Annotated in this window: 24 protein-coding genes; 11 read left to right on the forward strand and 13 right to left on the reverse strand. The window is 53.0% G+C overall.

Going from position 1 to position 24,060, the window contains the following annotated elements; translation table 11 throughout:
• Positions 1-106 precede the first annotated feature (106 nt).
• The gene (locus KP814_RS23725; protein ID WP_216739098.1) at positions 107-1,663 is read right to left on the reverse strand and encodes a response regulator; all 1,557 of its coding nucleotides are present in this window, start codon (positions 1,661-1,663) and stop codon (positions 107-109) included.
• A gap of 442 nt (positions 1,664-2,105) precedes the next feature.
• Here KP814_RS23725 and KP814_RS23730 point away from each other — a divergent pair, with 442 nt between their 5' ends.
• The 3 genes from KP814_RS23730 to KP814_RS23740 all read left to right on the forward strand — a co-directional run bounded on the left by KP814_RS23730 (position 2,106) and on the right by KP814_RS23740 (position 4,589).
• On the forward strand, positions 2,106-2,966 hold the full coding sequence (locus KP814_RS23730; protein WP_216739099.1) for a UDP-2,3-diacylglucosamine diphosphatase: 861 nt from the start codon (positions 2,106-2,108) through the stop codon (positions 2,964-2,966).
• A 240-nt stretch (positions 2,967-3,206) separates the two neighbouring features.
• Positions 3,207-3,854: a peptide-methionine (S)-S-oxide reductase MsrA gene (gene msrA / locus KP814_RS23735; RefSeq protein WP_216739100.1), complete on the forward strand. Its 648-nt coding sequence runs from the start codon at positions 3,207-3,209 to the stop codon at positions 3,852-3,854.
• A 3-nt stretch (positions 3,855-3,857) separates the two neighbouring features.
• Positions 3,858-4,589, forward strand: coding sequence for an ATP-grasp domain-containing protein (locus tag KP814_RS23740; RefSeq protein ID WP_216739101.1), 732 nt, complete (start codon positions 3,858-3,860; stop codon positions 4,587-4,589).
• Here the strand turns inward: KP814_RS23740 and KP814_RS23745 are convergent.
• On the reverse strand, positions 4,576-5,052 hold the full coding sequence (locus KP814_RS23745) for a hypothetical protein (RefSeq protein WP_216739102.1): 477 nt from the start codon (positions 5,050-5,052) through the stop codon (positions 4,576-4,578). The two genes, KP814_RS23740 and KP814_RS23745, sit on opposite strands and share 14 nt — an antisense overlap.
• A 429-nt stretch (positions 5,053-5,481) precedes the next feature.
• Between KP814_RS23745 and fabR the strand changes: the two genes are divergently transcribed.
• The 6 genes from fabR to KP814_RS33170 all read left to right on the forward strand — a co-directional run bounded on the left by fabR (position 5,482) and on the right by KP814_RS33170 (position 10,947).
• Positions 5,482-6,114 (forward strand): HTH-type transcriptional repressor FabR, encoded by a 633-nt coding sequence (gene fabR / locus KP814_RS23750; RefSeq protein WP_216739103.1) that lies wholly within the window; start codon positions 5,482-5,484, stop codon positions 6,112-6,114.
• A 320-nt stretch (positions 6,115-6,434) separates the two neighbouring features.
• Positions 6,435-7,571 carry a hypothetical protein gene (locus KP814_RS23755; RefSeq protein WP_216739104.1) on the forward strand — a complete coding sequence of 379 codons (1,137 nt, stop codon included), beginning with the start codon at positions 6,435-6,437 and terminating at the stop codon, positions 7,569-7,571.
• Positions 7,572-7,600: 29 nt separating this feature from the next.
• Positions 7,601-8,581: a hypothetical protein gene (locus tag KP814_RS23760; protein ID WP_216739105.1), complete on the forward strand. Its 981-nt coding sequence runs from the start codon at positions 7,601-7,603 to the stop codon at positions 8,579-8,581.
• Between the two features lie 11 nt (positions 8,582-8,592).
• The gene (locus KP814_RS23765; protein WP_216739106.1) at positions 8,593-9,144 is read left to right on the forward strand and encodes a DUF6160 family protein; all 552 of its coding nucleotides are present in this window, start codon (positions 8,593-8,595) and stop codon (positions 9,142-9,144) included.
• 479 nt (positions 9,145-9,623) lie between these two features.
• On the forward strand, positions 9,624-10,784 hold the full coding sequence (locus KP814_RS23770; RefSeq protein WP_216739107.1) for a hypothetical protein: 1,161 nt from the start codon (positions 9,624-9,626) through the stop codon (positions 10,782-10,784).
• 37 nt (positions 10,785-10,821) lie between these two features.
• Positions 10,822-10,947 (forward strand): hypothetical protein, encoded by a 126-nt coding sequence (locus tag KP814_RS33170; protein WP_256446096.1) that lies wholly within the window; start codon positions 10,822-10,824, stop codon positions 10,945-10,947.
• On the opposite strand, the gene KP814_RS23775 is transcribed toward KP814_RS33170, so the two are convergent.
• On the reverse strand, positions 10,944-11,408 hold the full coding sequence (locus KP814_RS23775) for a macro domain-containing protein (RefSeq protein WP_216739108.1): 465 nt from the start codon (positions 11,406-11,408) through the stop codon (positions 10,944-10,946). The two genes, KP814_RS33170 and KP814_RS23775, sit on opposite strands and share 4 nt — an antisense overlap.
• Before the next feature lie 210 nt (positions 11,409-11,618).
• On the opposite strand from KP814_RS23775, the gene KP814_RS23780 reads away from it, so the two are divergent.
• Complete coding sequence (locus KP814_RS23780; protein WP_216739109.1) at positions 11,619-12,689, forward strand: hypothetical protein; 1,071 nt, start codon at positions 11,619-11,621, stop codon at positions 12,687-12,689.
• A 30-nt stretch (positions 12,690-12,719) separates the two neighbouring features.
• Here the strand turns inward: KP814_RS23780 and hemN are convergent, their stop codons facing one another.
• From hemN to ccoN, 10 genes are all read right to left on the reverse strand, one after another.
• Positions 12,720-14,096: an oxygen-independent coproporphyrinogen III oxidase gene (hemN, locus tag KP814_RS23785; protein WP_216739130.1), complete on the reverse strand. Its 1,377-nt coding sequence runs from the start codon at positions 14,094-14,096 to the stop codon at positions 12,720-12,722.
• Between the two features lie 76 nt (positions 14,097-14,172).
• A complete protein-coding gene (locus tag KP814_RS23790; RefSeq protein WP_216739110.1) occupies positions 14,173-14,904 on the reverse strand; it encodes a sulfite exporter TauE/SafE family protein in 732 nt (243 codons plus the stop codon).
• Positions 14,897-15,130 (reverse strand): cbb3-type cytochrome oxidase assembly protein CcoS, encoded by a 234-nt coding sequence (gene ccoS, locus KP814_RS23795; protein WP_216739111.1) that lies wholly within the window; start codon positions 15,128-15,130, stop codon positions 14,897-14,899. The genes KP814_RS23790 and ccoS overlap by 8 nt, the downstream gene beginning before the upstream one ends.
• A 9-nt stretch (positions 15,131-15,139) precedes the next feature.
• Positions 15,140-17,581, reverse strand: coding sequence for a heavy metal translocating P-type ATPase (locus KP814_RS23800; protein ID WP_216739112.1), 2,442 nt, complete (start codon positions 17,579-17,581; stop codon positions 15,140-15,142).
• A complete protein-coding gene (locus KP814_RS23805) occupies positions 17,574-18,104 on the reverse strand; it encodes a FixH family protein (protein WP_216739113.1) in 531 nt (176 codons plus the stop codon). Before KP814_RS23805 ends, KP814_RS23800 begins: the two co-directional genes overlap by 8 nt.
• Positions 18,104-19,537 (reverse strand): cytochrome c oxidase accessory protein CcoG, encoded by a 1,434-nt coding sequence (gene ccoG / locus KP814_RS23810; protein WP_216739114.1) that lies wholly within the window; start codon positions 19,535-19,537, stop codon positions 18,104-18,106. Before ccoG ends, KP814_RS23805 begins: the two co-directional genes overlap by 1 nt.
• 109 nt (positions 19,538-19,646) lie before the next feature.
• Positions 19,647-20,540, reverse strand: coding sequence for a cytochrome-c oxidase, cbb3-type subunit III (gene ccoP / locus KP814_RS23815; protein WP_216739115.1), 894 nt, complete (start codon positions 20,538-20,540; stop codon positions 19,647-19,649).
• The gene (locus tag KP814_RS23820; RefSeq protein ID WP_216739116.1) at positions 20,533-20,718 is read right to left on the reverse strand and encodes a cbb3-type cytochrome c oxidase subunit 3; all 186 of its coding nucleotides are present in this window, start codon (positions 20,716-20,718) and stop codon (positions 20,533-20,535) included. Before KP814_RS23820 ends, ccoP begins: the two co-directional genes overlap by 8 nt.
• Positions 20,719-20,723: 5 nt before the next feature.
• Entirely contained in the window at positions 20,724-21,326 is a 603-nt protein-coding gene (gene ccoO, locus KP814_RS23825; RefSeq protein WP_216739117.1) for a cytochrome-c oxidase, cbb3-type subunit II, read from the reverse strand.
• 19 nt (positions 21,327-21,345) lie between these two features.
• Complete coding sequence (gene ccoN, locus KP814_RS23830) at positions 21,346-22,791, reverse strand: cytochrome-c oxidase, cbb3-type subunit I (protein ID WP_216739118.1); 1,446 nt, start codon at positions 22,789-22,791, stop codon at positions 21,346-21,348.
• A gap of 556 nt (positions 22,792-23,347) precedes the next feature.
• On the opposite strand from ccoN, the gene KP814_RS23835 reads away from it, so the two are divergent.
• The gene (locus tag KP814_RS23835; RefSeq protein WP_216739119.1) at positions 23,348-23,974 is read left to right on the forward strand and encodes an alpha/beta family hydrolase; all 627 of its coding nucleotides are present in this window, start codon (positions 23,348-23,350) and stop codon (positions 23,972-23,974) included.
• Positions 23,975-24,060: the final 86 nt, after the last annotated feature.

Consider the following 24,060-nt stretch of genomic DNA (forward strand, 5'->3'; position numbering starts at 1 on the left):
TTTGCAGCATGACGTTGTCAGAAGAGACTGGTCAGGAATCACATCAGGTCACATGGGACGGTGACCTCAGCCATATGCCCAAACTACCTCATATTGGCGTCAAGTATTAAAATACGCCGAAGCCTTTCAGCAGAGACACAATCGCCAACACCACCGCAACGCCGCCAATGACCATGGCCGCTGCGCCGCCGCTTTTCGGCGGCTTGACGTTCTGCAGGTTGTTGAGTTGCGTCGCCAGCGTGGTTTTCTGGCGCTCCAATTGCTCGACCCGCGTCGCCATGGCGTCGATCTCGCTTTGTTTTTCCGCCATTTGCTCGCGCAGGGCTTTGGCGATCTGTTGCACCAGATCCTGTCCCTGCTTGCTGATCTGGCCGCGTAACAGCTCTTCCACCGTGCCTTCGATGAGCGTATGCAGTTTCTTGTCGTTGAGGATGTCTTCTATGTTCAGACTGGGCGCAGGCTCGTCTCTGGTGGTGCGCTCAATCAGGGTGCGCTTGAGCTCTTCCTTGGCTGACTGCAGTTCCGCTTCCCAGGCGCTGAGCCTGTCTTCCACATTGTTGTCCATGGTGGCGGTGGCGGAGTGGGTGGCGATATCCATGACCTGGGGGCGAATACGCTCGATGAGGTCGTCCAGGTCGGGCGCTTCCGGCACTGGCTTGGCTCTCATCTCCAGATCGTTGACGGTTTCCCTTAGCTGTACGTCCAGATCGCGACGGGACTCGCTGACGGCGTCGTCAATAGAGCCGAGCAAGCGGTCTTCCAGGCTTTTCAGCTCGGCGTCCAGCAATGGCGTGAGGGTTTGCTCCACATCACGGGTAATGGTGGCGGCGAGTTGCACTTCGTCAATAGCAGGGGCGGCGGGAGCTTCAGCAGGCTCAATGCTGGCGATGTGCGCCTCCAGAACCTGCTGTACGCGCTTTTCCAGTCCTGGCATCAGTTCTTCGCGCAGCTGTTCCGCCATGGCGCCGAAATCAGGTTGGGATTGCTCCGGCGCTTCTGAAGACTGGTCACGCAGCTGCTGGATATCCTGGCGTAGAGTGCTCAGCTCGCTTTCGCTTTCTCTCAGGCGGCTTTCGAAACCATCGAAAGAAGGGAAATCGCGGCTGTTTTTCTCCAGTTTATCGAGACGGTCCACCAGGATTTCCCAGTCGGAGGCGGACACCACGGCTTGCTGAGGTTGCGGTGGGGTGTATTCCGGCATGGGGGTGGGGACGACAATCTCTGAAGAGACTTCTTCTACCGTTTCCGCCACAGGCTCCGCTTCCTGAGGTATGGCGACAGAGGTGAGGGTTCCGCTGCGCGCGGACTCAATCACCATGGCTAACTTTTCCGCTTGCGGCGGCTTGAACAGCGTGCCCGAGGCGCCGATGGCGCGGGCTTCCGCATCGTAATTATCTTTTCCTTCTTTCCCGGTGCACATGATAACGGGAATATGGGAGGTCTGAGGGTCCGCCTTGATTTTCTTGGTGGCTTCGAAGCCGTCCAACTCAGGCATCAGATGGTCCATAAAAATGATATCGGGCAGATTGGTTTTCAGCATTTCCAGAGCATGTACCCCGGATTCTGCAAGTTGAACCTGCAAATTATGCTTCTCTAACAGTCTTTGTAATGTAATACGCGCCAGTTTGGAGTCATCTACCACCAGTGCAGTTTGCAGCGACATTGCGGAACCTTTTGCAATTTAAGATACATCGATAAATCTAGCACATTCTTGAAGCTAGCCGGCAAAATCCTAGTATAGGGTTTGTTGACGTTTCTGCATCCTCTGAACGCCCTAGCCACAGGCTTTTTCAGGCGTTAAAAGGGCGATGCTGGAACCTCGACAAACACTAAGGTACGACAAAGATATATCAAATAAGACTTTCCTATCAAAAATCATAAGGTTAGATATTGTAACAGCATGTTTTTTGATCTGTTTAATGTAACTTTCGCCATTTGGTCACCTTAGCGTCATATAGCCTTTCTAGCATCGCGGCTAAAGATGATTAAAGTTAATTTTTCTATTGCTTCAGCTTTGTATTTGCATATTCAAATCAATATGTTGCGTTTGCTGGAAAAATAGATAATTACGCCGCAAGGGCTTAATCGCAAAAAAGGACATCCAGATGCAAGATTCCTTAAGAGCCGTTTTTATCTCAGATGCGCACTTGGGCTCGGCCGCCTGCCAGGCTGAGCACTTGCTGGATTTTCTCAATAAAATCAAGACAGATAGATTGTATCTGGTAGGCGATATCATCGACCTGCTGGAAATGCGACGCAAAGCCCACTTTCCCGAGACGCACCGGGCCATTCTCAGCCTGATCATGCGTAAAGCGCGGGAAGGGATGGAGGTCATTTATATCCCCGGCAACCATGATGACTTCTTCAGGCAGATGGCGGGACAGACCTTCTCCGGCGTGAAGATTCGACTTAAGTGCGTCCATCGCACAGCGGATGGGCGTCGCTTCCATGTCAGCCATGGGGACGAGTTTGACCAGATCGTGCAACTGAGTCCGCTGGCGCTGCTGGTGGGAGATAAGGCCCATGGTCTAATGCTCAAGCTCAACAGCTGGCTGAACCGCACCCGCAGGGTATTCGGCTTTCCTTACTGGTCCTTGGCGGGGTATCTGAAGACCCATTTGGGACGCGCAAGGGAGTTCATTCATCGGTACGAAAATGCGGCGCTGAAAGCGGCGCGCAACCTGGAAGTGGACGGCTATATCTGCGGCCATATTCATTACGCTGCATTTCGCCGCAAAGACGGCAGGCTCTATTGCAATGACGGCGACTGGGTGGAGCACTGCTCCGCATTGGTGGAGACCCACCAAGGACAGTTAAGGTTGCTGCACTGGTCGGAGCAGCCCCGCTGGCTGGCGGTGGAGCCGGATGCCGAACCGACCTGGATCGAAGAGCCTATTCCTGGCTTGTTTCCGGTTCCTGTCAGTAGCGGGCTGTCTGGTGATAAGCAAGCGCCCAAGGCCGCCTGATACGCTGTATCGGCGTTGTCCCGAGTCCCGGCAATTCCATTATGAGCAGCCAAATCAAACAGTTGGCTGCTTGCTTCTTACATAAATATAACGCAGCCGTCTACTCGCCGGGCTTGAACCAATTCCCCGAAAACGTGTCTACTATCACAATATTGATCTGCTTTTAGCATCGCCATCGGCATAGATGGCGGGCGATCGTCATGACGGCGAAGTTTTGGAATATTGGGAGAGGTTAAGCATATGTTTGGAAGTCATTCACAGGATAAAGCATCCATGCCTGCGCGGGAGCAAGCGCTGCCGGGCAGAGCGGAGCCCATGGAAATTGAGGGCGAGCACTTTGTCTTTGGCGTGGACATGAGAGGTCCATTTCCAGCGCAAATGCAAACGGCGGTGTTCGGGCTGGGGTGTTTCTGGGGAGCGGAACGTTTGTTCTGGAAGCAGGAAGGCGTTTATAGCACCTGTGTCGGCTATGCGGGAGGCTATACGCTCAATCCTACATACAAAGAAGTCTGCACCGGGCAGACCGGTCATGCGGAAGTGGTTCAGGTCGTGTTTGACCCCGCTGTGATCAGTTATAAAAAGCTGCTGAAACTGTTTTGGGAAAATCACGATCCGACTCAGGGGATGCGTCAAGGCAACGACGTCGGCTCTCAGTATCGCTCCGCTGTCTATTACGCTAACGACGAACAGAAGCAATTGGCGGAAGCGTCGAAGGCGGAGTTCCAGCAGTCGCTGCATGACGTAAACCGTGGCGCTATCACGACGGAAATTACGCCAGCGCCAGAGTTTTATTTCGCTGAAACCTATCACCAGCAGTATCTGGCCAAGAATCCTGGTGGATATTGCGGCCTGGGCGGCACCGGGGCTTGTTTGGCCAGCGCGGACTAAGTTTTGACTGAGCCTGCGACCCTTGCCGGGCTGACCTTGGTCATCCCGGAAAAGAACGACCCTGAGCGGGATTCTGTGGCGGCGGCCTGGAACGCCGCCGGAGGCGAGGTGTCCCGACTGGGACGGTTCTGGGAGCCACCTTCCTATGATCCGGCCAAGGTGCGGGTCTATGGAAATGACACTTTTGCTCTGGTGCTAGCGCAGAAGTTGGGACTTGCCCTGATTTCACCCGCAGACGACCTGTTGGTGCAATTGCCGCAACAGGCGTTGCAACGCTCGGTAACGCTGCTGCCTCTGTCAGGGGCGATGACGTTGAGTTTTCCGGCTTTCCTCAAACCTGCCGCGCCCAAGCTGTTTAAAGCCGCCGTGTATGCAACCCCGGACGATTTAGCAGCGGAAACCCGAGGACTGGAGCCGGATACGCCGGTGCTTCACTCGGAAATCGTACAGTTCGCTTGTGAAATTCGTTGTTTTGTCTGGCGGGGAGACGTGTTAGACGCGGCGGTCTACGAAGGCGATGGAGCGCTTGATGACGGCTTGGTATTCGCCAGACAGCTTGCTCAAAGCGAACATCTCCCGACTACCTGTGTGATCGATATCGGCTATATCCCCCAACGCGGTTGGGCGATCATCGAAGCCAACGCCGCCTGGGGCGCCGGCCTCAACGGATGCCGGGCCGAGAAAGTATTGCCTTGTATCGAGGCGGCGACCCGGAAATTGGTTACTGGCAGTTAACAGAGTACTCGCCAATCGTCAGTCTGCCTTTTAACGCTTCTGGACTGAACTGATTCAAAAACTCCGGTATTTCTTGCTGAGCAGAGACTCTATGAATGAAATCGTAGACGGCGGGCTCTAGTATCGGGCCTGAATAGAGATAACAGGTGCGATCAGAGACTACAAAGAGAGTGGAATATTTTTCCTGGAAGCCATTCAAATTAATATTATCCAGGGCGGGAGAGGCGTGAAAAGCGCGAGTGACACTCAAGTTATCGCCTTCCGTACTTTTAAAGTCATTCAAGTAAGCTGCCCAGTCAGCATAAAGCTCGGACTCATTCGGTGGCGAGTCTTGCAGAAATAATTGTATTTTCCCTTTTTTATTATTGCTTTCTACCGCGTTAGTTGTTGAACAACCGGCAGATAAATAAGTAGTCAAAATTAAAGCCAGACTAATCTGTAGTCGATATTTACATCTAGCCATTTAAGGGCTCCCAAATAGAGATGATTTCTTTATTGGTGATCATCTTTTGATGCAGACCGGCGCTTGAAGCTGTGGGGCTTGGCGTCAACAATGTGCTGAGAGGTCTCCGGCTCCGTTCACTAATATAAGCATTCCATCCCCTCCATTCGCTGCTTTATTGCCTTCTCCTGATTTTCTATTGTTCCTGTCGCCAAAACTTCAGGTTAAGTAATATACTTTTTTCTGTTTTGGCGAAAGCTCAATTGGGCATATTCACTCACAATAAAAAATTAGTTTCTTATTGGGAATATCGATAAACCCTAGGATTGTCTAGTTGGCGTTCGTACAGTTATTTATAAAATTAGTTATGAAATGTAATAATGGATATAACAAGTAGAGCTAATATGATATAAGCTCACGATTTTCTGGCAGCTATTGGTAACCACCGCTATGGCCGTAAGAGCCGAGAAGAAACAACAAGTTAATCGTAATATCTGTAACGCCGCGCTGCGTTTGTGCCGGACGAAAGGGTATTCCGGGGTGAGTCTGCGGGAGATTTGCCGTGAGGCGGGGATTGCGCCGCCGACGTTTTACAATTATTACCCGAATCTTGAAGAGCTGGGTCTGGCGATTATCGACGAGGCGGGGCTGACCTTGCGTCGCCTGATGCGGCAAACCTGGAAAGAGGTGGATGTGCGGGAAGGGGTGGTGCGTCGCACGATTCGCGTCTTTGGGCGCTATTTGGAAGAGAATGGCGACTTATTTCATTTCGTCGCGGCGGAACGAGTCGGGCGCGTGCAGGCGTTTCGGGATGCGATTGAGCGTGAGGTGAAGCATGTGGTGGAAGCCATGGCCAAGCCGCTTGCGGAGGTGGGAGCGGCGACGGACAGGCCGGTAGCGCATCCGCTTTATCTCTCTGAAATGCTGGTTAATTGCGCGTTTCAGGCGGGGGTTGAAAGCCTGTCCGCCAATACGGAAAAACGTAATGAAATCATCGAGCGCACGATCATTCAGGCGCGTATGGCTATTTATGGTTCGGAAGCCATGGCGAAAGGCGCTGTGGCGTCAGTTTCTGCGGAGTAATTCGCCGGTTTACAGCGGTGCTAGAAGTAATTCCTAACAACTGTTCGTATCGGCGAAATCCCTGTCGACGGTGCAAAAATTGAGCACAAATTCAATTTTAGGCCAAACTTAAGCGCATTTAATGTGTTTTTTGTGCCGAATATCTCGCTTGTGGAAATATCTCTTATTCCTCTTCTTGTTTAAAAATTAACAAGTGTTAGTTTTATTTTGTCGAACAAGAGCTGACGCTCGCAGCGAGCGCGAGCGTCAGCTCTTGTTCGACAGCAGTAAGCATAGTTGGAAGTGCAGTACTGAATGAATAAGAATAAAGAGGAACGGAGATGGACCTTATACCCAAAGGAACGTGGAGAACTCTGTTGTGTCTGCTGCCTGCGTTGGGCCATCCTGTCGCCCATAGTGAGCTGAAGCCGATGGCGGATCAGGAGATGGGCGAAATTTCCGCCCAGTCCGCACTGGAGTTTTCCGCAACGGACATCAATTACAACCTCAGCCAGTTGACCGGCATCGAGTTCATCAAAAATCCCGGTATTGGATTTACCCGGGTGGAACAACGTACACAAACCGAGTCAGTGGACGCGACGGTGTATCGGCTCCAGCTCAATGGCTCCGGTGAGTTACATGCCTTCGCGGAAGAGCTGACCCTCGGCGACTATGGCGGGGCCAACAACTCCATCTACAAAGACGAGAATGGCCAGGGCGTGCCCGACGTGGCGTTGAGGAATTTCGGTTTTGGCAAATCGGCGCAAGATCCTTTCGTGTTTGAAGACCCCTATCTGGAAATTCAGAAGCAGCATCATGCTGACGGCACAGACAGCATCCGCGGCATTCGTTTTGGTTTCGGCAGAGTCGACGGCTCGACGCCGGTAACCATCGATTCCATCTCTGGTTACATCCCGGCATTGAGCATCATGGCGGACCTGGGCGGGTTGGTGCGCTCGCAGATATATGGCAGCGGCACCAAAGACACCTTCGTTAACATTATCGGGTATATGCCAGATGGCTCCGGTAACTACCCGCAAACGCCGGCTCCTGGCGAGTGGGTGTGCAATGGCGGCATGTGCGGTTTTACTCCAGACAATGTGGGCCTGACCGGCAACGCTGGCATTGGTTACAGCTACGGCGGGAAGGAGTTGAATCTTTCGAATGTAACCAGCCTCGACTATCACAACGTTAAAAACTTCTATATTTCCTTTGTGCAGGGCGCGGGCAATCTGATGTCGAATCAGAATGGTTCGATCAACGGAGCCATGTGGTCACAGCATCTTGAAGGGATTATCCCTGACTCCCGACCGGATTTGCCGGGCTGGAACTTCGGCATTCCTTTCAACGACCCCAACCATCCAACAGACGGTTATCTGGAAGCGCATACCGACGTTGGGCCGACGTTGCAGCAGATCTTTTTCGGCGTCGGGGATGACAATCCGCGCATGGGATATCAGAACAACAAGTTGTTTTAAACGGCGATGAACTGTATCGGGAGGGAACCATGAAACATCCGCAACCAGTGCTGGCGCTCTGTTGCCTGACGCTCAGCGCCGCGGCTACGGCGATGGAGGCGTTGACCGATGAGGAGCTGGGGCAAGTGGACGGTCGCAGCGGGTTCAGTTTCGCTTTCGATAACGTCAAGTTCAAAGGGATGGCGATAGACGGCGCGGAAGCGGGCAGCATCAATATCATTGCTGCGGACGGCTCCAGCCTGGGTCTGAAAGAGTTCCAGCTTTCCGCTGACGCGATCGGCACCTTTGAGTCGCCGTTGACCTTTAGTCTGGTGGAGATGGACGGTTCTCTGGTGAATAACTCGGGCGCCGGGCTTCCCATGCTGCGTATCGGGCTGCCTGGAATGGAAGGCTGGCGCAATCTGGACGTGCGCTTCAATGAGGCGTTCGGCAACCCGGACGTCCCTAATCCCAATAACCCCAATATCCGCGCTGGCGGAACACCGTCGGAGCACACCATGCTGGGGAGCGTGTCGATGAATGACATTTCCATTCTCGGCGGCGTGGCCTATAGCGGGATTCCTGAGGGCTATAAGATAGAAAGCACGCGCGTCGATGATGGCAGCCGCGGCGCGGATTCGCGTCAGGGAATGCTGCTCAATGTGGACATCAATGAGCTCTTGATCCCTGAGTGGCTGGTCGAATCTCAGATTGGCGATGGCGTGTTCGATCCCGCCACGGATTTTATTCTCTACAATTTCAGGCTGGAAAATCTACACCTGCACTCCGCCACCTTTGAAGCCGCGCCCAACGGCTTGCGCTTCGCCTATTCCGACCCGCAGCCTTTTACGGAAGACGGCGGTATCATCCCGTCGGGGGGAGGGCTGCCGGATACCCAGCATCCAGATTACGATCCCAATTTCCCTAAAGTGGACCTCACATTCCAGGCGCAGATGACGCAATCGAAGCTGAATGAATCCCGCATCCACGGCGTCACCTTGGATCATCTTATATTCAACGTGCGCAACTAGGCGGAGTGACAATGACACAGCACAAACCAGTCACTGATAAACGTCTTCTGAGTCGCGCAATGCTGGTGTGTCTGGCGCTAACCGCTTCCGAAATGGCCGCCTCGGAATTACGCGATATGGAGGAGGGAGAGCTGTCGCAAGTAACGGCGCAAAGCGGCTTGATCATCGAGATACCCCGGGTGCGTATCAACGCCCATGATGGCGGTCTGGACGACCCCGGCACGCCGCAGGATGAAAGCGACGGTCGCCGCACCCGAGGGTTTCGCTACAACTACATCACCACTGAGCATGACGGCGGCGCCCAGACCTACTATTTCACCGATGAAATCTCCATCGCGATGGATATAGAAGGCCCTCTGAAACTGGATGTGGACGATGGCGGCCACATGGTTCTGCAACTACCTGAGCGGGTCAATTTCGTCGGCGATGGTTACAGCATGAAAGGCATTTATCTCAACAATACTAGCGACCCGGCCAGCGGTGGCAAGCTGCTCAACGAGATCAACATTCAGGGTAACTTTGAAACCGGCGGCCAGGTGGTTGTGTGGGGATATGACCCCTAGGCGGAAGCGCCGTTCCATTTAACCAATGTGTGGTCTTCGCCTTGTAGCTCTTCTTTACTAGCTTGTCCTCGGCGCTTTTTTCCATTCCAAGAACCGCCTTGCAAGCATCCGGAAACCTATTCTTGATTGTCAGAGCGCACCCACGTCCCTTCTGGCACTGACAATTGCAGCATGATTATTGGCATGAAAGTGACCGGCTTGCGCTAACGCCTGCAAGTCGCCTTCTACTATCTTCGTATTTTGTGAAAACACGCTGGAATGATTGATTTTGTAGAATTCTCACTAGAACTAAAATTAGTATTTTTAGAAAAGTTTGTTTGTTGTGTACAATACTTTGATGTCTTTTTATTAAATAGTTTCTAATTGAAGAGCTTCCTTTTGGGAAATATGTGTTATGAATATTAAATCTCGATGAGGAATATAAAATATTAGTTTTTTAATGAATTATGTGCGCCTGCTGCACGGAAGAGTGTATAAAAATGAAGATGATAGTGTTTATCCTTTTACTGGTAGGGGGCTCGCAATACGCTCACTCTGAATGCTCTAACTACAAAGGAAAAAGATGCATAAAACTGTGTAACGATACTTATGAAACGGTTTATTGGGCAAGGGAGTATGATCATGTGGGGCCGGGGGAGAAGAAAATAGGAGTGTCTACTGGGTGGGAGGCGCTTCAACCTATGAGCTGTTATAACGACATTCCCATTGTTGATTTTTCTTGGCAAGGTGGGACTTTGCCAGGAAATAGGTTCATCTTCATGACAAAGGACAGAAAATGGGAGTGGTTTGAAGGGGATGGACGAGGATATGTGTGTGCTTGGCTTAGAAGTACCACTGAATTTAACCTAACCCATGGGCAGCATAGAGATAACTCACCTTATTATCCTGAGTGTAACCTAGTCGATGGTTATAAGGCTGTGCCAGGATACACAATTAACGCCGGTGGCATTTTTCGAGTGAGAGAGAGTAATGCTTCCAAAAAGCCGTCTCTAGAGAAAATACTTGACGGTGTTCGGGAGTATTATGTAGGCATCGGAAAAAAATATAGAAAAGAAGGTAGGAAGTATGCCGAAGTTAGCAAGCTTGGCTATGACAAATACTATAATATTGCGAAGGATTATAAGGAAGCTATGGATGCTATAGATATCGTCGCTAGGGCAGATAGATCTCTTAAGAAAATAGAGGGTATGATAGAGGGGTATTATGGATATACAGGCGAATCTGTTAATGTAAGAATAAAGTTTGTTGCACATAAAGTGGAAAGTTATATAAATGAAAAAATAAGAATACCGTCGGAGTATCTAGAGCCTACAATAGCTGGTCCTTCAGAAATTGATGGTGAAATAGCAACAAGGTCTTTTCTGCTCATTAGTATGAGAGGTCATAATGTTGCGATGCCTGATCCACTCGAAAAGCTGGTAGGCCTTCAAGAGCAACCTGATGGAGTATCTGTTTATTTATTTACCTCAGGAGGTTTCATTACGCTGGAAAATCTTGAGAAAGCTGTTAGCGAGCTTTTATGTGAGAATCCTAAGGACCGTGATTTACTTGCATTTAAGAGAAACTTGACCAGCGCCGGTCTGGTCGATTTTAGTAAAGATTACTCATGTCGTTCAAGCCAGATGAAAGAAATAGGTTAATTGTAAATATGAATTGCGCCTTGGCGATGTCTACAGCATGAAAGGTATTTATCTCAACAATACTGGCGACCCGGCCAGCGGTGGTACGCTGCTTCACGAGATCAACATTCAGGGTAACTTTGAAACCGGTGGTCAGGTGTTTGTGTGGGGGTATGACCCCTAGGCGGAAGCGCCGTTCCATTTAACCACGGTGTGGTCTTCGCCTTGTAGCTCCTCTTTTATTATGGCGGCTATCCGCTCCCAGTTTCCACCCGCCAGGCCCGCGCCAATCAATGGATAGCCGATGCGTTTGCCGGGGAAGTCAGTCTTGATCTTTCTCATGACAGGCCGAATCGCCTCATAGTCCGCCAGGTCGCCCTCGCCACGCCAGTGGAACTGGGTATAGGCGTTAACAATCGTGAAGGATGTATCGCTGCTGGTGATCTCGGCGCAGGAGTAAGTTCCCAGCTTGTCCCGAGCGCCTTTTTCCGTTTTTAAATCCGCTTTGTAAGCATCCGGAAACATATTCTTGATCGACAGAGCAATCCCTCGTCCCATCCGGCACTGGCAATTGCAGCCATGGATAATGACATCAAAGTGACCGGCTTGCGCCAGCGCGAGTAAATCGCCTTCTACTGTTTTCATGTGGCCTTAGACTTTTGAGTGAATGGCGAATCATATCAGTTTCAATATATACACCGTAATAAAGCCAAAGTGATTTAGTGTGAGCGGCACATATTATCTATTCGGTTGAATTGTGAGCGTTTAATTGATTGTGTCGGGGGAAGGCGCAGTGCATATTTGGCTGAAAGAGAATAGAATCTGTTCACTTTTTATATGGCGGTTTAATAAACTATGCAAGGTCGAACCTTTCTGTCTGGAATTACTAAATTCACACTCATCTCAATGTTAACTTTCGGCGCCTATGCCGATGAAGTTGTTTTGTTTCAAACTCAGCTTACCAGTAAAGGGCAGGTCAGCCCGAATCACTTCCCGGCTGACTGGACCAGGCCTGCTACAAGCGAATACAACACTGTGGGTTATATACGTAGCAGCAGTAGCGATACTAAAGTGTTGCGTAAAGCTGTATTCAAGCTCGATGCCGCGCCTTTTTCTGAGATCAAGAACGCGGGTGTGGATGTCTGCATATTTATTCATCCTGCCTCCTATGGTCAGTATGAAGATAAATTGACAGTGACGCAGAATGAGGCGGTCTGCTTCAATCAGCATAAAGGCGATGGGCCGCAGTGGCCAAAATCCACGGTGGAGATTAATTTTCCAGGTCAGGGTTTGTTGATTCCCAAAGACTCGATAGTGGCCTGCGACTCGCAAGGAAGTTTGCCGGTAGGCGCGAATGACAACGGCCAGTTCCAGCTCTTTTCAAACTTTACCTGCGAACTTTTCATGGCGGACTACAACCCGAGTGACGCTGCTTCCCCGGCATATCAAAGTGTGAGAGCGCCGTTTTTTGATGAGAGTTTTGTGTATACGCCACATTCCAGAACGGCCTATCACCAGAATCTATCCAATCAGGAACTGAAAATTAACGGCGTTTGGGTGTATGACAATACTAATGGCGCCGCAAACGAAATTTGTGTCGCCAAGGGTGGCCAGACGGTTTGTGACAGTCGTCAATTTGAAGGCAATGACTATACGACCCGCAGCGATTTCTTTGCCTATCAAGAAACCTGGAAAAAAGGCGAAAGTTTAACGGCGACTTGCTCTTCTTATGATGAACAAGGTTCTCCAAAATACTGCTCTTTTTATTTTATGGTGGAAGTCCCAGGGCAGAATGGACTGGATAGACGGTCGACAATCAGTCATGAGCAAGCCGACGCGTATTGTAACAATCCTTATCCCTCTAACTATGTGTTGAGCCATCATAGCTATAGTGATTATCAGCGCTGCATGAATTTATTGAATTGATTGCTATCTGTCCCTTTAATAACAAGGTGTCTAAATAATCCTGGAAAACCCCTGTTGCGCCTGTGTCCGGTAGCGGTCGAACACTTTGCAGACGCCGCGGATCAGCAGTCTTCCTGTGGGGTTCACATGCAGGCCGTCGCGGGTGAAGGTGACCAGTCCGTCTTCCGCCATGTCCTGCAGAATGCTTAACTCACCCCGGAAGTAATGGGCGAAGTCGATATTGAACAGAGCTTCGATGCGGCGGTATTCGATTTTGAAGTTGCAGATCAGTTCGACGATGACTTTGCGGCGGATGACGTCGTCATCATTCAACTGCACGCCTTTGATAATCGGAAGCCGGTTCTCGGTCATGGCCGTTTCGTAGCTTTCCTGGTCGTAGCAGTTCTGGTAATAGCAACGATCCAGCATACTGATGCTGGAAGCGCCCATGGCGATGAGGTCACAGTCGCCATGAGTGGTGTAGCCCTGGAAGTTGCGATGCAGCTCTCCCTTCTCCTGAGCGATGGATAGCTCATCGCCGGGCTTGGCGAAGTGGTCCATGCCGATAAAACGATAATCCGCCGCGATCAATTGGTCGACGGATTGCTGCAGGATGGTCAGCTTATCTTCCGGGCGCGGCAGGTCTTCATCGCGAATGCGGCGCTGTGGCATAAAGCGTTGCGGCATATGCGCGTAGTTGAACACCGACAGTCGGTCCGGGGCGAAGTCGATGATGGTGTCTACGGTCTTGCGGAAGGAGTCTGGCGTTTGCAGAGGCAGGCCGTAGATCAGATCAATATTGATGGAGCGGAAGCCCAGCTCTCGCGCCTTGCGCAGCACGCCCAAAGTGAGTTCTTCGCTTTGAATCCGGTTAACCGCTTTCTGCACGGTGGGATTAAAGTCCTGAACGCCCAAGCTGATGCGATTAAAGCCGATTTCACGCAACGTGGTCAGGGTCTTGTCGTCGGCTTCGCGGGGATCGATTTCGATGGAGTAGTCGCCCTGGTCATTGTCCATAAAGCGAAAATGTGTGCGCAGTTCCTGCATCAAATCGCGCATCTGCTGCGGCGCTAGAAAAGTGGGCGTGCCGCCGCCCCAATGCAGTTGCTCCACCAGTCGATCCGCGCCGAAAAGCTCGCTTTGCAGGGCGATTTCGCGATATAGCGCATCAAGGTAGGGAATCGCTTTTTCTCGGCGTTTGGTGATGATTTTGTTGCAGGCGCAGTAGTAACAAAGGCGCGCGCAGAACGGGATGTGCAGATACAGCGATAGCGAGCGGTTTGCGGCGCGACTGGCGGCCGCCGCCTCATGTACGGCGTCGATAGGGAAATCGTTCTGGAATTCGACGGCGGTGGGGTAGGAGGTGTATCGGGGGCCCTGCAAATCGTATTTGCGGATAAGGTTCTCGTTCCAGTAAATATTTTTCACTACGGCGCTCGCACTTCTACCATGGATAAGAAGTGGCCATTGTATATCCGAGCCAAACAGTCGGGCTTGATATGGGTCAATGCCCGCCGTGGTGTGTGGAAGAGGCTCCGCCGTGTAGATGGTCCATGCTCTGTCCACCGAAGAGTCCGGCGAAATGCACGGGCAGCGTCCAGACGCCAAACAGAATGAGTAGAACGCCGAATACGCGGCGCACGGATAAATTGCTCAGCCAGCGTCTCAGGTGGTAAGCGAAAAGCCCGGCGGCCAGCATGCTGGGCAGAGTGCCGAGACCAAAGCAGAACATAAGCAGGGCCGATAGCGAGGCGTCTGCGTTCGACATTGACCAGGCGAGGGCGCTGTATACGAGTCCACAGGGCAGCCAGCCCCAGAGCAGACCCAAAGCGAAGCTGATGTGTGGTCCCTGACGTTCGCCAAGGGATTTGCTAAGCGGTGAAATTCGGCTCCAGAGTCTGCCTCCGAGGCGTTCGATATGGGTCAGGCCCATCCACCACTGGCCCACATAAAGCCCCATCAGGATGATCATAACGGCTGCGACGGTGCGTAACGCCACCAGCAGCGTTTCGTTCAGCGCCAGCGCTTCACCCAGGAAACCGGCGAGCAGTCCGATCAATGCATAACTACTGAGGCGGCCGAAGTTGAACAGAAATAACCATGAGGTTCTTGGCGAGCCGTCTCCGCCCTGGGCGAAGGACTGCGCGCCAGCGATGCCGCCGCACATGGCGATGCAATGACCGCTGCCGAACAGGCCGATCAGAAACGCGTTAGCGATCAGCAGAAGCTCATGCATCGGGGTTGCGGGGCGCGTCCTCGGAAGACTGAGTGGGGGTTTCCTGTTTGCCTTTCTTGTCCGTTTCGTTGCCGGGAATCATCTTCTCATCGTCATCGAACAGGATGCTGTGCGCAGGACCTTCCAGGTCGTCATACTGGCCGGAGCGCACCGCCCAGCGAAAAATAATGACAGCGACGGCGATGAGCGCGATGGAGAGAGGGATCAGGACGAACAGTATCTGCATAGCGGGGCCTTATGGCTTTTGGACGCCGGACAGTCTAAGAGCGTTAAGCACAACAATCAATGAACTGACTGACATGCCGATTGCGGCGGCGTAGGGCGGCACATAACCGGCGGCGGCCAGCGGCAGGGCGAGCAGGTTATAGCAGACCGCCCAGGACAGGTTCTGGCGAATGATGCGATAGGCGTCCCGCGCTTTCTTGACGCCGAATGCGAAAGTACGCAAATCGCCGTTAAGGATGACCGCGTCGGCGCGCACCTGGGTCAAGTCTGTGGCATTGTTCATCGCCACGGCCAGATGCGCTCCCGCCATGACGGGAACGTCATTGACGCCGTCGCCCACCATGACGACGGTGTCGCCTTCTTTCTGCCATTGCTTGACTCGCTCAAGCTTGCCTTCCGGCGAGCAGGATTTTTCGATATCGGTCACCGCCAGTTCCGAAGCGATGGTTTCGACGGCGGCGGAACTGTCCCCGGACAGAATCGCCGTGCGCAGACCCTGTTCCTGCTGCAATTGCCATAGAGCCTCTTTCGCGGACGGACGCAGACTGTCCGTCAGATAGAACAACGCCAGTAGCTGTTGGTCATTCGCCAGGGCTACCGTTTGATAGTTCTCCGGCGTCACCATTTGCGATTCAGGCAGCTTCTCCGTAGCAAACTTCAGATTGCCGAGACGGTAGACGGTTGCATCGCGCATTCCTTCGACGCCTTGCCCGGTATGGTTGCGAATTTGCTCCGCCGGCCCTTGGGCGTAATCTTGGAAGACTTTGGCGATAGGGTGTGGGTTATCCCACTCCAGCGATCCGGCGAGGGCAAGCAGCTCCGCGTCGGAATAGCGAGAGCGATTATCGGTTTTCACCAGGCTCAGTTCGCCCTGGGTTAGGGTGCCGGTCTTGTCGAATACTACGCGGGAGGCGCGGGCCAGGGTTTCCAGCGCGTGTCCTCGGGTAATGATTAAGCCGGACTGTCGTAATGCGGTGGTGGCGGTGGTCAGGGCTGTGGGAGTCGCCAGTGACAGTGCGCAGGGACAGGTCACCACGAGTACGGAAAGCGTAATAGCGAAGGCATGGGCGGGATCAATACGCCACCAGATCACACCGACAATCGCAGCGGTTAGCAGCACCCCTGCGACGAAATAGCTGGCGACTCGGTCCGCCATGGCGCTGAGCTGCGGACGTTCCTGTAAGGCTCTTTCCACCAGGCGATTGATGGTGGACAGATGGGAGTCCTGATCCAGGGCGGTAACGCGCACCACTAATGTGTTATCGATATTGACGCTGCCGCTGAGCACGGCGTCTCCGGCGCACCGGGGGCGTGGCATGAACTCACCAGTCAAGGCGGCCTCGTTGACGGAAGACTCGCCTTGCACGATTTCCCCATCAACGGGAATCAGATCGCCGGCTTTAAACAGAATGAGGTCGCCTACGCGGATATCCCGTAGTGGCGTCAGTTGCGCCTTAGTCAGGTCGATTTGGCTATTTTGCTCCCCCTGGCTGGGTAGTAAGTCCACAAACTGCGGGGCCTTTTGTTTCAGACGGGCATTGGATTGGGCGGCGGACATGCGTGCGCGGCTTTCGAGGTAGCGGCCCAGCAGCAGGAAGAAAGTAAACATGCAGACGGAGTCGAAGTAGACTTCTGGTCCTCCGCGGAAAGTAATCCAGACGCTGGCCGCGAAGGCTCCGCCAATCGCAAGGGAGACGGGAACGTCCATGGTCAGGTGACGTAACCGGATATCCCGTAGCGCTGCGTTGAAAAATGGCCGCGCTGAATACAGGATGACCGGCATGGCGACAATCAGGCTGATGAAGCGGAACAGGTCGACGTACTCTGGCGTATCCTGCAACAGGCCGAAGTACATCGGCACCGCCAGCATCATGTTCTGCATCATGCCGATGCCGGCGATACCCAGACGCACCAGCATGCTTTTCTGTTCATCGGCGAGGCGCTTTTCCTCCTCCGTCGCGGAAAAGGGATAGCCGCGAAAACCGATGGACTGTAGTTGCAATAATACGTCGCTGAGCGGTGTTGCGTTCTGGTTCCAGGTCAGGGTGGCGCGGTGGTTACTCAGGTTCACCCAGAACTCATCAACGCCGGGTAGTTTGCGCACGAACTGCTCAACCAGCCAGACGCAGGCGGCGCAGGTGATGCCTTCCAGAGACAGGGACAGGGTGCGTTTGCCGTCGGAGCCGGGTTGTGTGGCAATAGAGGAGAGCACATCGTCCCTGTCGTACAGCGCGTACTTGGAACGATCCAGGCTGGATATCGGCTCAGGAGCTTCCAGACGCTTGTCCCGGAAGCGGTAAAACTGTTGCAATCCGTCGTTATGGATCAGATTGGCGACTGCCTGGCAGCCGCGACAGCATACTGCGTAATCTTCGCCGCCTACGTTGACATGAAGATTGATGGCGGCGGGAACGGGATTACTGCAGTGATAGCACTTTTCGGCTTCACTCATTCTCGGTCGGGACAGCCGGGCTCAACGTGATTTTTGCGTCGGTGGGAAACCAGCTTTGGCCTTTCAGGCGCCAGGTTCCGTCTGCGTCGGTCAGATGGATGTAACGTCTGCCTTCAATCGGGCTGGGCAAAATACCATGGTAACCGTCTTCCTGGCTGACCAGGGCGACGTTGTAATCATGTTCCGCCAAAGTAGGATGAATGAACTGAATGTTCAGACGCTCCGCTTTCTTGATGGGAATGCCTGACGTCAGCACCAGTTTGATGCGTCCGTCTTCATCGATGCTCGCCTGCGCCGCCAGACCATAGTCTTGTGCGGTGCGATCTTTCACCAGTTCCTGGTTGATCGCCAGACCGTCTTTGTAATAGTCGTCTTTAACCAGCGTATCTTTCCCGCGCACGGCGAGAGTGACCATCAGGATGCTGAACAACACAGAAGAGGCGGGCAGGCCTATTAGCAGCCATACCCACTTTTCTTTGTACCAAGGCAGAACAGTACCAGCCGACATAACAGTATTACTCATTAGAATTTAACCGGCGCAGGACCAAGAAAACGGCTTTCGGAATCGATCTTCACGGAGGTGTCGTCAATCGCCTGCGCTTTAAACACGATATCATGACTACGCTCTGTCAGCGCGCTGGGTTTAGCCTCAACCGCCATCGGGATGGAGCGTATTTCCGATGGCTCCAGCGTGAATTCGCTCTTGCCGGAGATGCTGATGCCATCCATGCCTTCCACAGTGATGACAAAGGTGCGCACCTGGTCGGACATATTCATCAGCTGCAGGGTATAGGCGTTTTCGATATAGCCTCTTGCGTTGGTCTGGAACAGGGCTCCCCGGTCGCGAATGACATCCAGCTCAACGGGCAGACGCGTCCCCAGTTTGAATGCAAAGGCAGACATCATGATCACCAGGGCCAGACCATAGCCGATGGTGCGCGGACGCAGCAGTTTGGAGTCTTTGCCTTCCAGCTTCTGCTCCGTGGTGTAGCTGATCAACCCTTTCGGGTATTCCATTTTCTCCATGACCGAGTCACAGGCGTCTATACAGAGCGCGCAGCCTATGCACTCGTACTGCAGGCCATCGCGTATATCGATACCGGTCGGGCAGACCTGTACGCACATACCGCAGTCTACGCAATCCCCCAGTCCGACCTCTTTGGGATCGGCGGAGCGCTTGCGGCTGCCTCTGGGTTCGCCGCGGTTAAGATCATAGGACACCACCAGGGTATCTCGATCGAACATAACTGACTGGAAACGGGCGTAAGGACACATGTACAGACAAACCTGCTCGCGCATCCAGCCCGCGTTGATGTAAGTGGCCAGAGTAAAGAATGCGATCCAGAAATACGCCCAGCCGGAGCTGATATCCAAGGTGAAGAAGTCAGGGACCAATTCGCGGACAGGGTAGAAATACCCTACGAAAGTCAGGCCGGTGGCGAAGGCCACGAACAGCCAAGAGGCATGTTTGGCCGCCTTTTTCAGCGCCTTTTGTTTGTTCATAGAGGCCTGATCCAGCTTCATGCGCTGGTTTCGGCTGCCTTCAATGCGCTCTTCCAGCCACATGAAGATGAACGTCCAGACGGTCTGCGGGCAGGTGTAACCGCACCAGACCCGGCCAAACAGGGTGGTGATAAAGAAGAGTCCGAAGGCGCAGATAATCAATAGCCAGGACAGCAGCACAAAGTCCTGCGGCCAGAATGTGGCGCCGAAGATGTGAAACTTGCGGTTTGGCAAATCGAACAGCACCAGTTGCTGTCCGTCGACGCTGATCCAGCAGAACAGGAAATACATTCCCATCAGGAACCAGAGCGAGAAGGAGCGGACTTTCTGGAAGACGCCAGTAATTTCCTTGACGTAAATCTTCTTGCGGGCTTCGTAAAGCTCGACCGTTTTGACTTTCGCCGTGGTGGCGTCTTGCGGGTCGATATTTTGGACCGGGATCTTATTACTCATGATGCTGTCCAAGGTTTAATCACTTTAGCTTTGTCCAAACAGCGAATGACCAAAGCTAAGGAGACTAAGCCGCCGGAGCCCCGCTAAGCGGGCTCCGGCATCGCAATGCTTAGCGATGAGACAAAGAGTAGATGTATGCAGCCAGCAGGTGAATACGCTCTTCACCCAGCTTGTCCTTGAAGGATGGCATAACGCCGCCGCGGCCGTTGCGGACTGTCGCCTCAACGATCGCTTGAGTGCCGCCGTACAGCCAGATGCCGTCAGTCAGGTTGGGCGCGCCCATGTCATGGCTGCCTTTACCGTCTTTGCCGTGGCAAACGAAGCAGTTGGCGGCGAATATCTCAGCGCCTTTCGCAGCCATGGCTTCGTCAACGCCTTCCTGGTTGCTCAAAGAGCGAACGTAGTTGGCGACTTGTTTAACGCCTTCTTCGCCGATCTCGTCCTTCCAGGCGCGCATGGCGGAGCCGTTACGACCGCCAGTGATGGTCTCTTTGATCTTCTCTGGGGAGCCGCCATACAACCAGTCATTGTCAGTCAGGTTGGGGAAGCCGGTAGCGCCGTGAGCGGTGCTGCCGTGGCAGACTGCGCAGTTGTTGGCGAACAGACGCTGGCCGATTTTCATGGCGTTGTCGTCTTTAGCCAGTTCCTCGATTGGTGTAGCCGCCAACTTGGCGAAAATCGGGGCGTAGGTTTCTTCCGCCTTTTTAACTTCCGCTTCCCATTGGTTTGCGGAAGTCCAGCCGAAAAGGCCTTTGTAACTTCCCAGTCCAGGATAAACAACCAAATAACCCAGTCCGAAGACAATGGTTCCCATGAACAGAACCAACCACCAGCGGGGCAGGGGATTGTCATACTCTTCGATGCCGTCGAACGAGTGCCCCATGGTCTGCTCGGTTTCGGTATCGAACTTCTGGCTTTTGCGGGTGACCCACAGCAACCAGGCGCAACCAAATATTGATCCCAGGACGATAAAAGATATCCATCCGGTCCAGAAACTAGTCATGTTTTTTAGTCTCCGCTTCGCGTACTGACTTAGCGTCCGCTTCGTCATCTTCAAAGGGTAGGTTCGCAGCTTCATCAAACGTTTTCTTTTGTTTGGAGCTGAATGCCCATACCACTAAGGCGATGAACGCCGCCATGATGAACAGGGTGGCTAACCCGCGGACAGTATTAATATCCATTGAACTTACCGTTTGATTGCCGTGCCCAGTTGCTGCAGGTAAGCAACCAGGGCTTCAATCTCATACTTGCCTTCAACCATTTCCGCTGCGCCTTCGATGTCCTCTTTGGTATAAGGTACGCCGACTTTGCTGAGAGCGTTCAGTTTGGCTGCAGTTTTCGATGGGTCCACCTTAGTGGTGAACAGCCATGGGAAAGCAGGCATGTTGGATTCCGGAACCACTTCGCGAGGGTTGAACAGGTGAGCCCGATGCCAGGCGTCACTGTATTTCGTTCCTACGCGGGCCAGATCCGGACCAGTACGCTTGGAGCCCCACAGGAATGGGTGCTCATAAACGGATTCGCCGGCGACAGAGTAATGGCCGTAGCGCTCTGTTTCTGCGCGGAACGGACGCACCATCTGCGTATGGCATACTGTGCAGCCTTCGCGGATGTATATGTCGCGTCCTTCCAATTGCAGGGCGTTGAGCGGCTTAAGACCTTCAACCGGGGTCGTGACTTCTTTGGTAAAGAACAAAGGTACGACTTCAACGAGTACACCGAAGCTGATTGCGATCACGATCAGAGGGATCATCAAGCCAAGGTTTTTCTCGACGACTTCATGATTCATCGAATTCTCTCCCTCTTAGTTAAACAGCGTGTGGAACAGAGTCAGCTTGCGCCAGCGCATCAATTGCTTTGGCGTCGCTTTGTCTGACGGTTTTCCAGGTGTTGTACGCCATGACCAGCATACCGGTCAGGAATACAGCGCCGCCCAGGACGCGCACAGCGTAACCAGGGTAGCTGGCGTTCAGCGCTTGTACGAAGCTGTAGGTCAGGGTGCCGTCTTCGTTAACTGCGCGCCACATCAGACCTTGCATGATGCCGTTGACCCACATTGCAGCGATGTACAGTACGGTGCCGATTGTCGCCAGCCAGAAGTGAACGTTAACCAGCTTGACGCTGAACATTTCTTTCAGGCCGTACAGACGAGGAATCAGGTGGTAAAGCGCGCCGATGGAAATCATTGCAACCCAGCCCAGAGCGCCGGAGTGAACATGGCCGATAGTCCAGTCAGTATTGTGAGAAAGCGCGTTGACGGTCTTGATGGACATCATCGGGCCTTCGAAGGTGGACATACCATAGAAAGACAGAGATACGACCAGGAAGCGCAGAACCGGATCGGTGCGCAGCTTATGCCATGCGCCGGACAGGGTCATCATGCCGTTGATCATACCGCCCCAGGAGGGAGCCAGCAGAATCAGAGACATAACCATACCTGCGCTTTGCGCCCAGTCAGGCAGTGCGCTGTAGTGCAAGTGGTGCGCGCCGGCCCATACGTAAATGCTGATCAGCGCCCAGAAGTGAACGATGGACAGACGGTAGGAGTAAACCGGACGCTCCGCCTGCTTGGGTACGAAGTAGTACATGATGCCCAGGAAGCCTGCAGTCAGGAAGAAGCCTACCGCGTTGTGGCCCCACCACCACTGCACCATCGCATCGATAGCGCCAGCATAAATGGAGTAAGACTTCATGGCGGAAACCGGGATCGCCATGCTGTTGCCGATGTGCAGAATGGCGACAGTAATAATGAATGCGCCGAAGAACCAGTTGGCGACATATATATGCTTGCTTTTACGTTTGGCGACAGTACCAAAGAAAACAATAGCGTACGCCACCCAGACAACCGCGATCAGAATGTCGATCGGCCATTCCAGCTCAGCGTATTCTTTGGAAGTGGTGTAACCCAGAGGCAGCGTAATGGCGGCCAGGACGATGACTGCCTGCCAGCCCCAGAAGGTGAAGCTAGCCAAACCGTTGGAGAACAGAGGAGCCTGACTGGTGCGTTGGACTACATAGTAGGAAGTTGCGAAAAGTGCGCATCCGCCGAAAGCGAAGATAACGGCGTTAGTGTGCAGTGGTCTCAAGCGACCGAAGTGGAACCATGGATAGTGAGTATTTAGCTCCGGCCAGACCAGCTGTGCTGCGATAAGCACGCCGACAGCCATGCCCACTATACCCCAAACAACTGTCATGATGGCGAACTGACGCACCACCTTGTAGTTGTAGGTTTCGTTAGCACTTACTGTATTCATTAGTGACTATTCCTACCCTGAGTTGATTAATACGGCGCAAACCTGCTGGCGAGTTCGTTATGCTTTTGCAATTTTGAGTTGTCGCCCAGTTCGAATGTCAGGCTTTCAGGATCCAGAAACCAGGGGCCTCTTTTTCCTCCCCCTCGACAGCGGGCCGAAGCATAAGAGTTGCACAATGGGGCTGTCAACTTAATATGCTTGGCCAAGTCATTATCTCCACATATTTTTTCCCCTGCTTGATATGCATCAAACGCGTTATAAACCGGAGGGTGGATGCGTTAGTTCAGAAGGGAAGCGTCTGTCTTCGACTTTACTGCAAGGGAAGTCTTAGGGCATGTGAAGCAATGACCAAAGGACAGGAAATCCCTCTCACCCAATGCCTAAATAACTATTAGAAATAATAGATGATTTTTGGCTGATTTCTGGTCAATTTCAAATGGGATGACTCCTTCCTTTAATAAAGGAGGCGAGATCGTGATAATGACGGCCTTCGCGCAAAGATGAATATTTGTTCAGATCGTAGTTTTCGCATTGGTTTTTGGTAGATGGAGGGCGTATGCACTTTATGGTCGACGGTCCGGAACAGGCCGGGAAGGTTCTTTTATTTGCTCATGGCGCCGGCGCGCCGATGGACTCCGACTTCATGTCCTTTATTACACAGGAGGTCAGCGCCGGCGGCGTGAAGGTCGTGCGCTTTGAGTTTCCCTACATGCAAGAGCGTCGCGATACAGGAAAGAAGCGTCCCCCGGACCGTCAGGAGAAGTTGCTGAACTGCTTTGCGGAGGCGCTGGAGAACTGTCCTTCTGATACGGAGGTTTTTCTGGCTGGCAAGTCTATGGGAGGACGCATGGCCAGTATGCTGGCGGCGGATTCGCCGGAGGGCGATGCTCGGGTGCGGGGATGGCTGGCGTTTGGCTACCCCTTTCATCCCCCTGGTAAACCGGGAAAGCTCAGGACCGAGCACTTGATGAATATTCCGCTTCCCGGACTGGTGCTGCAGGGTGAGCGGGACCCATTTGGCGGCCGTTCTGAGAATATGGAGCAGTATTTGAACGAGCAAAGCGCCATGGTCTGGCTCCTCGACGGCAATCACGATCTGGCCCCGCGTAAGGCTTCCGGCCTGACCAAAGAGCAAAACTGGCGCACGGCTGCGCAGGCGGCGCTGGCCTTTATGCTTCGCTGATTTGCCCGGGGCGATAGGATCGACGACAATAGCGGCCTTTACCCAGCCGCGCATTGGCGCGTCGATGAATTGATGATTGGAAACGC

Origin of the sequence: Hahella sp. HN01, from assembly GCF_018986435.1 — a bacterium.
GTDB lineage: Bacteria > Pseudomonadota > Gammaproteobacteria > Pseudomonadales > Oleiphilaceae > Hahella.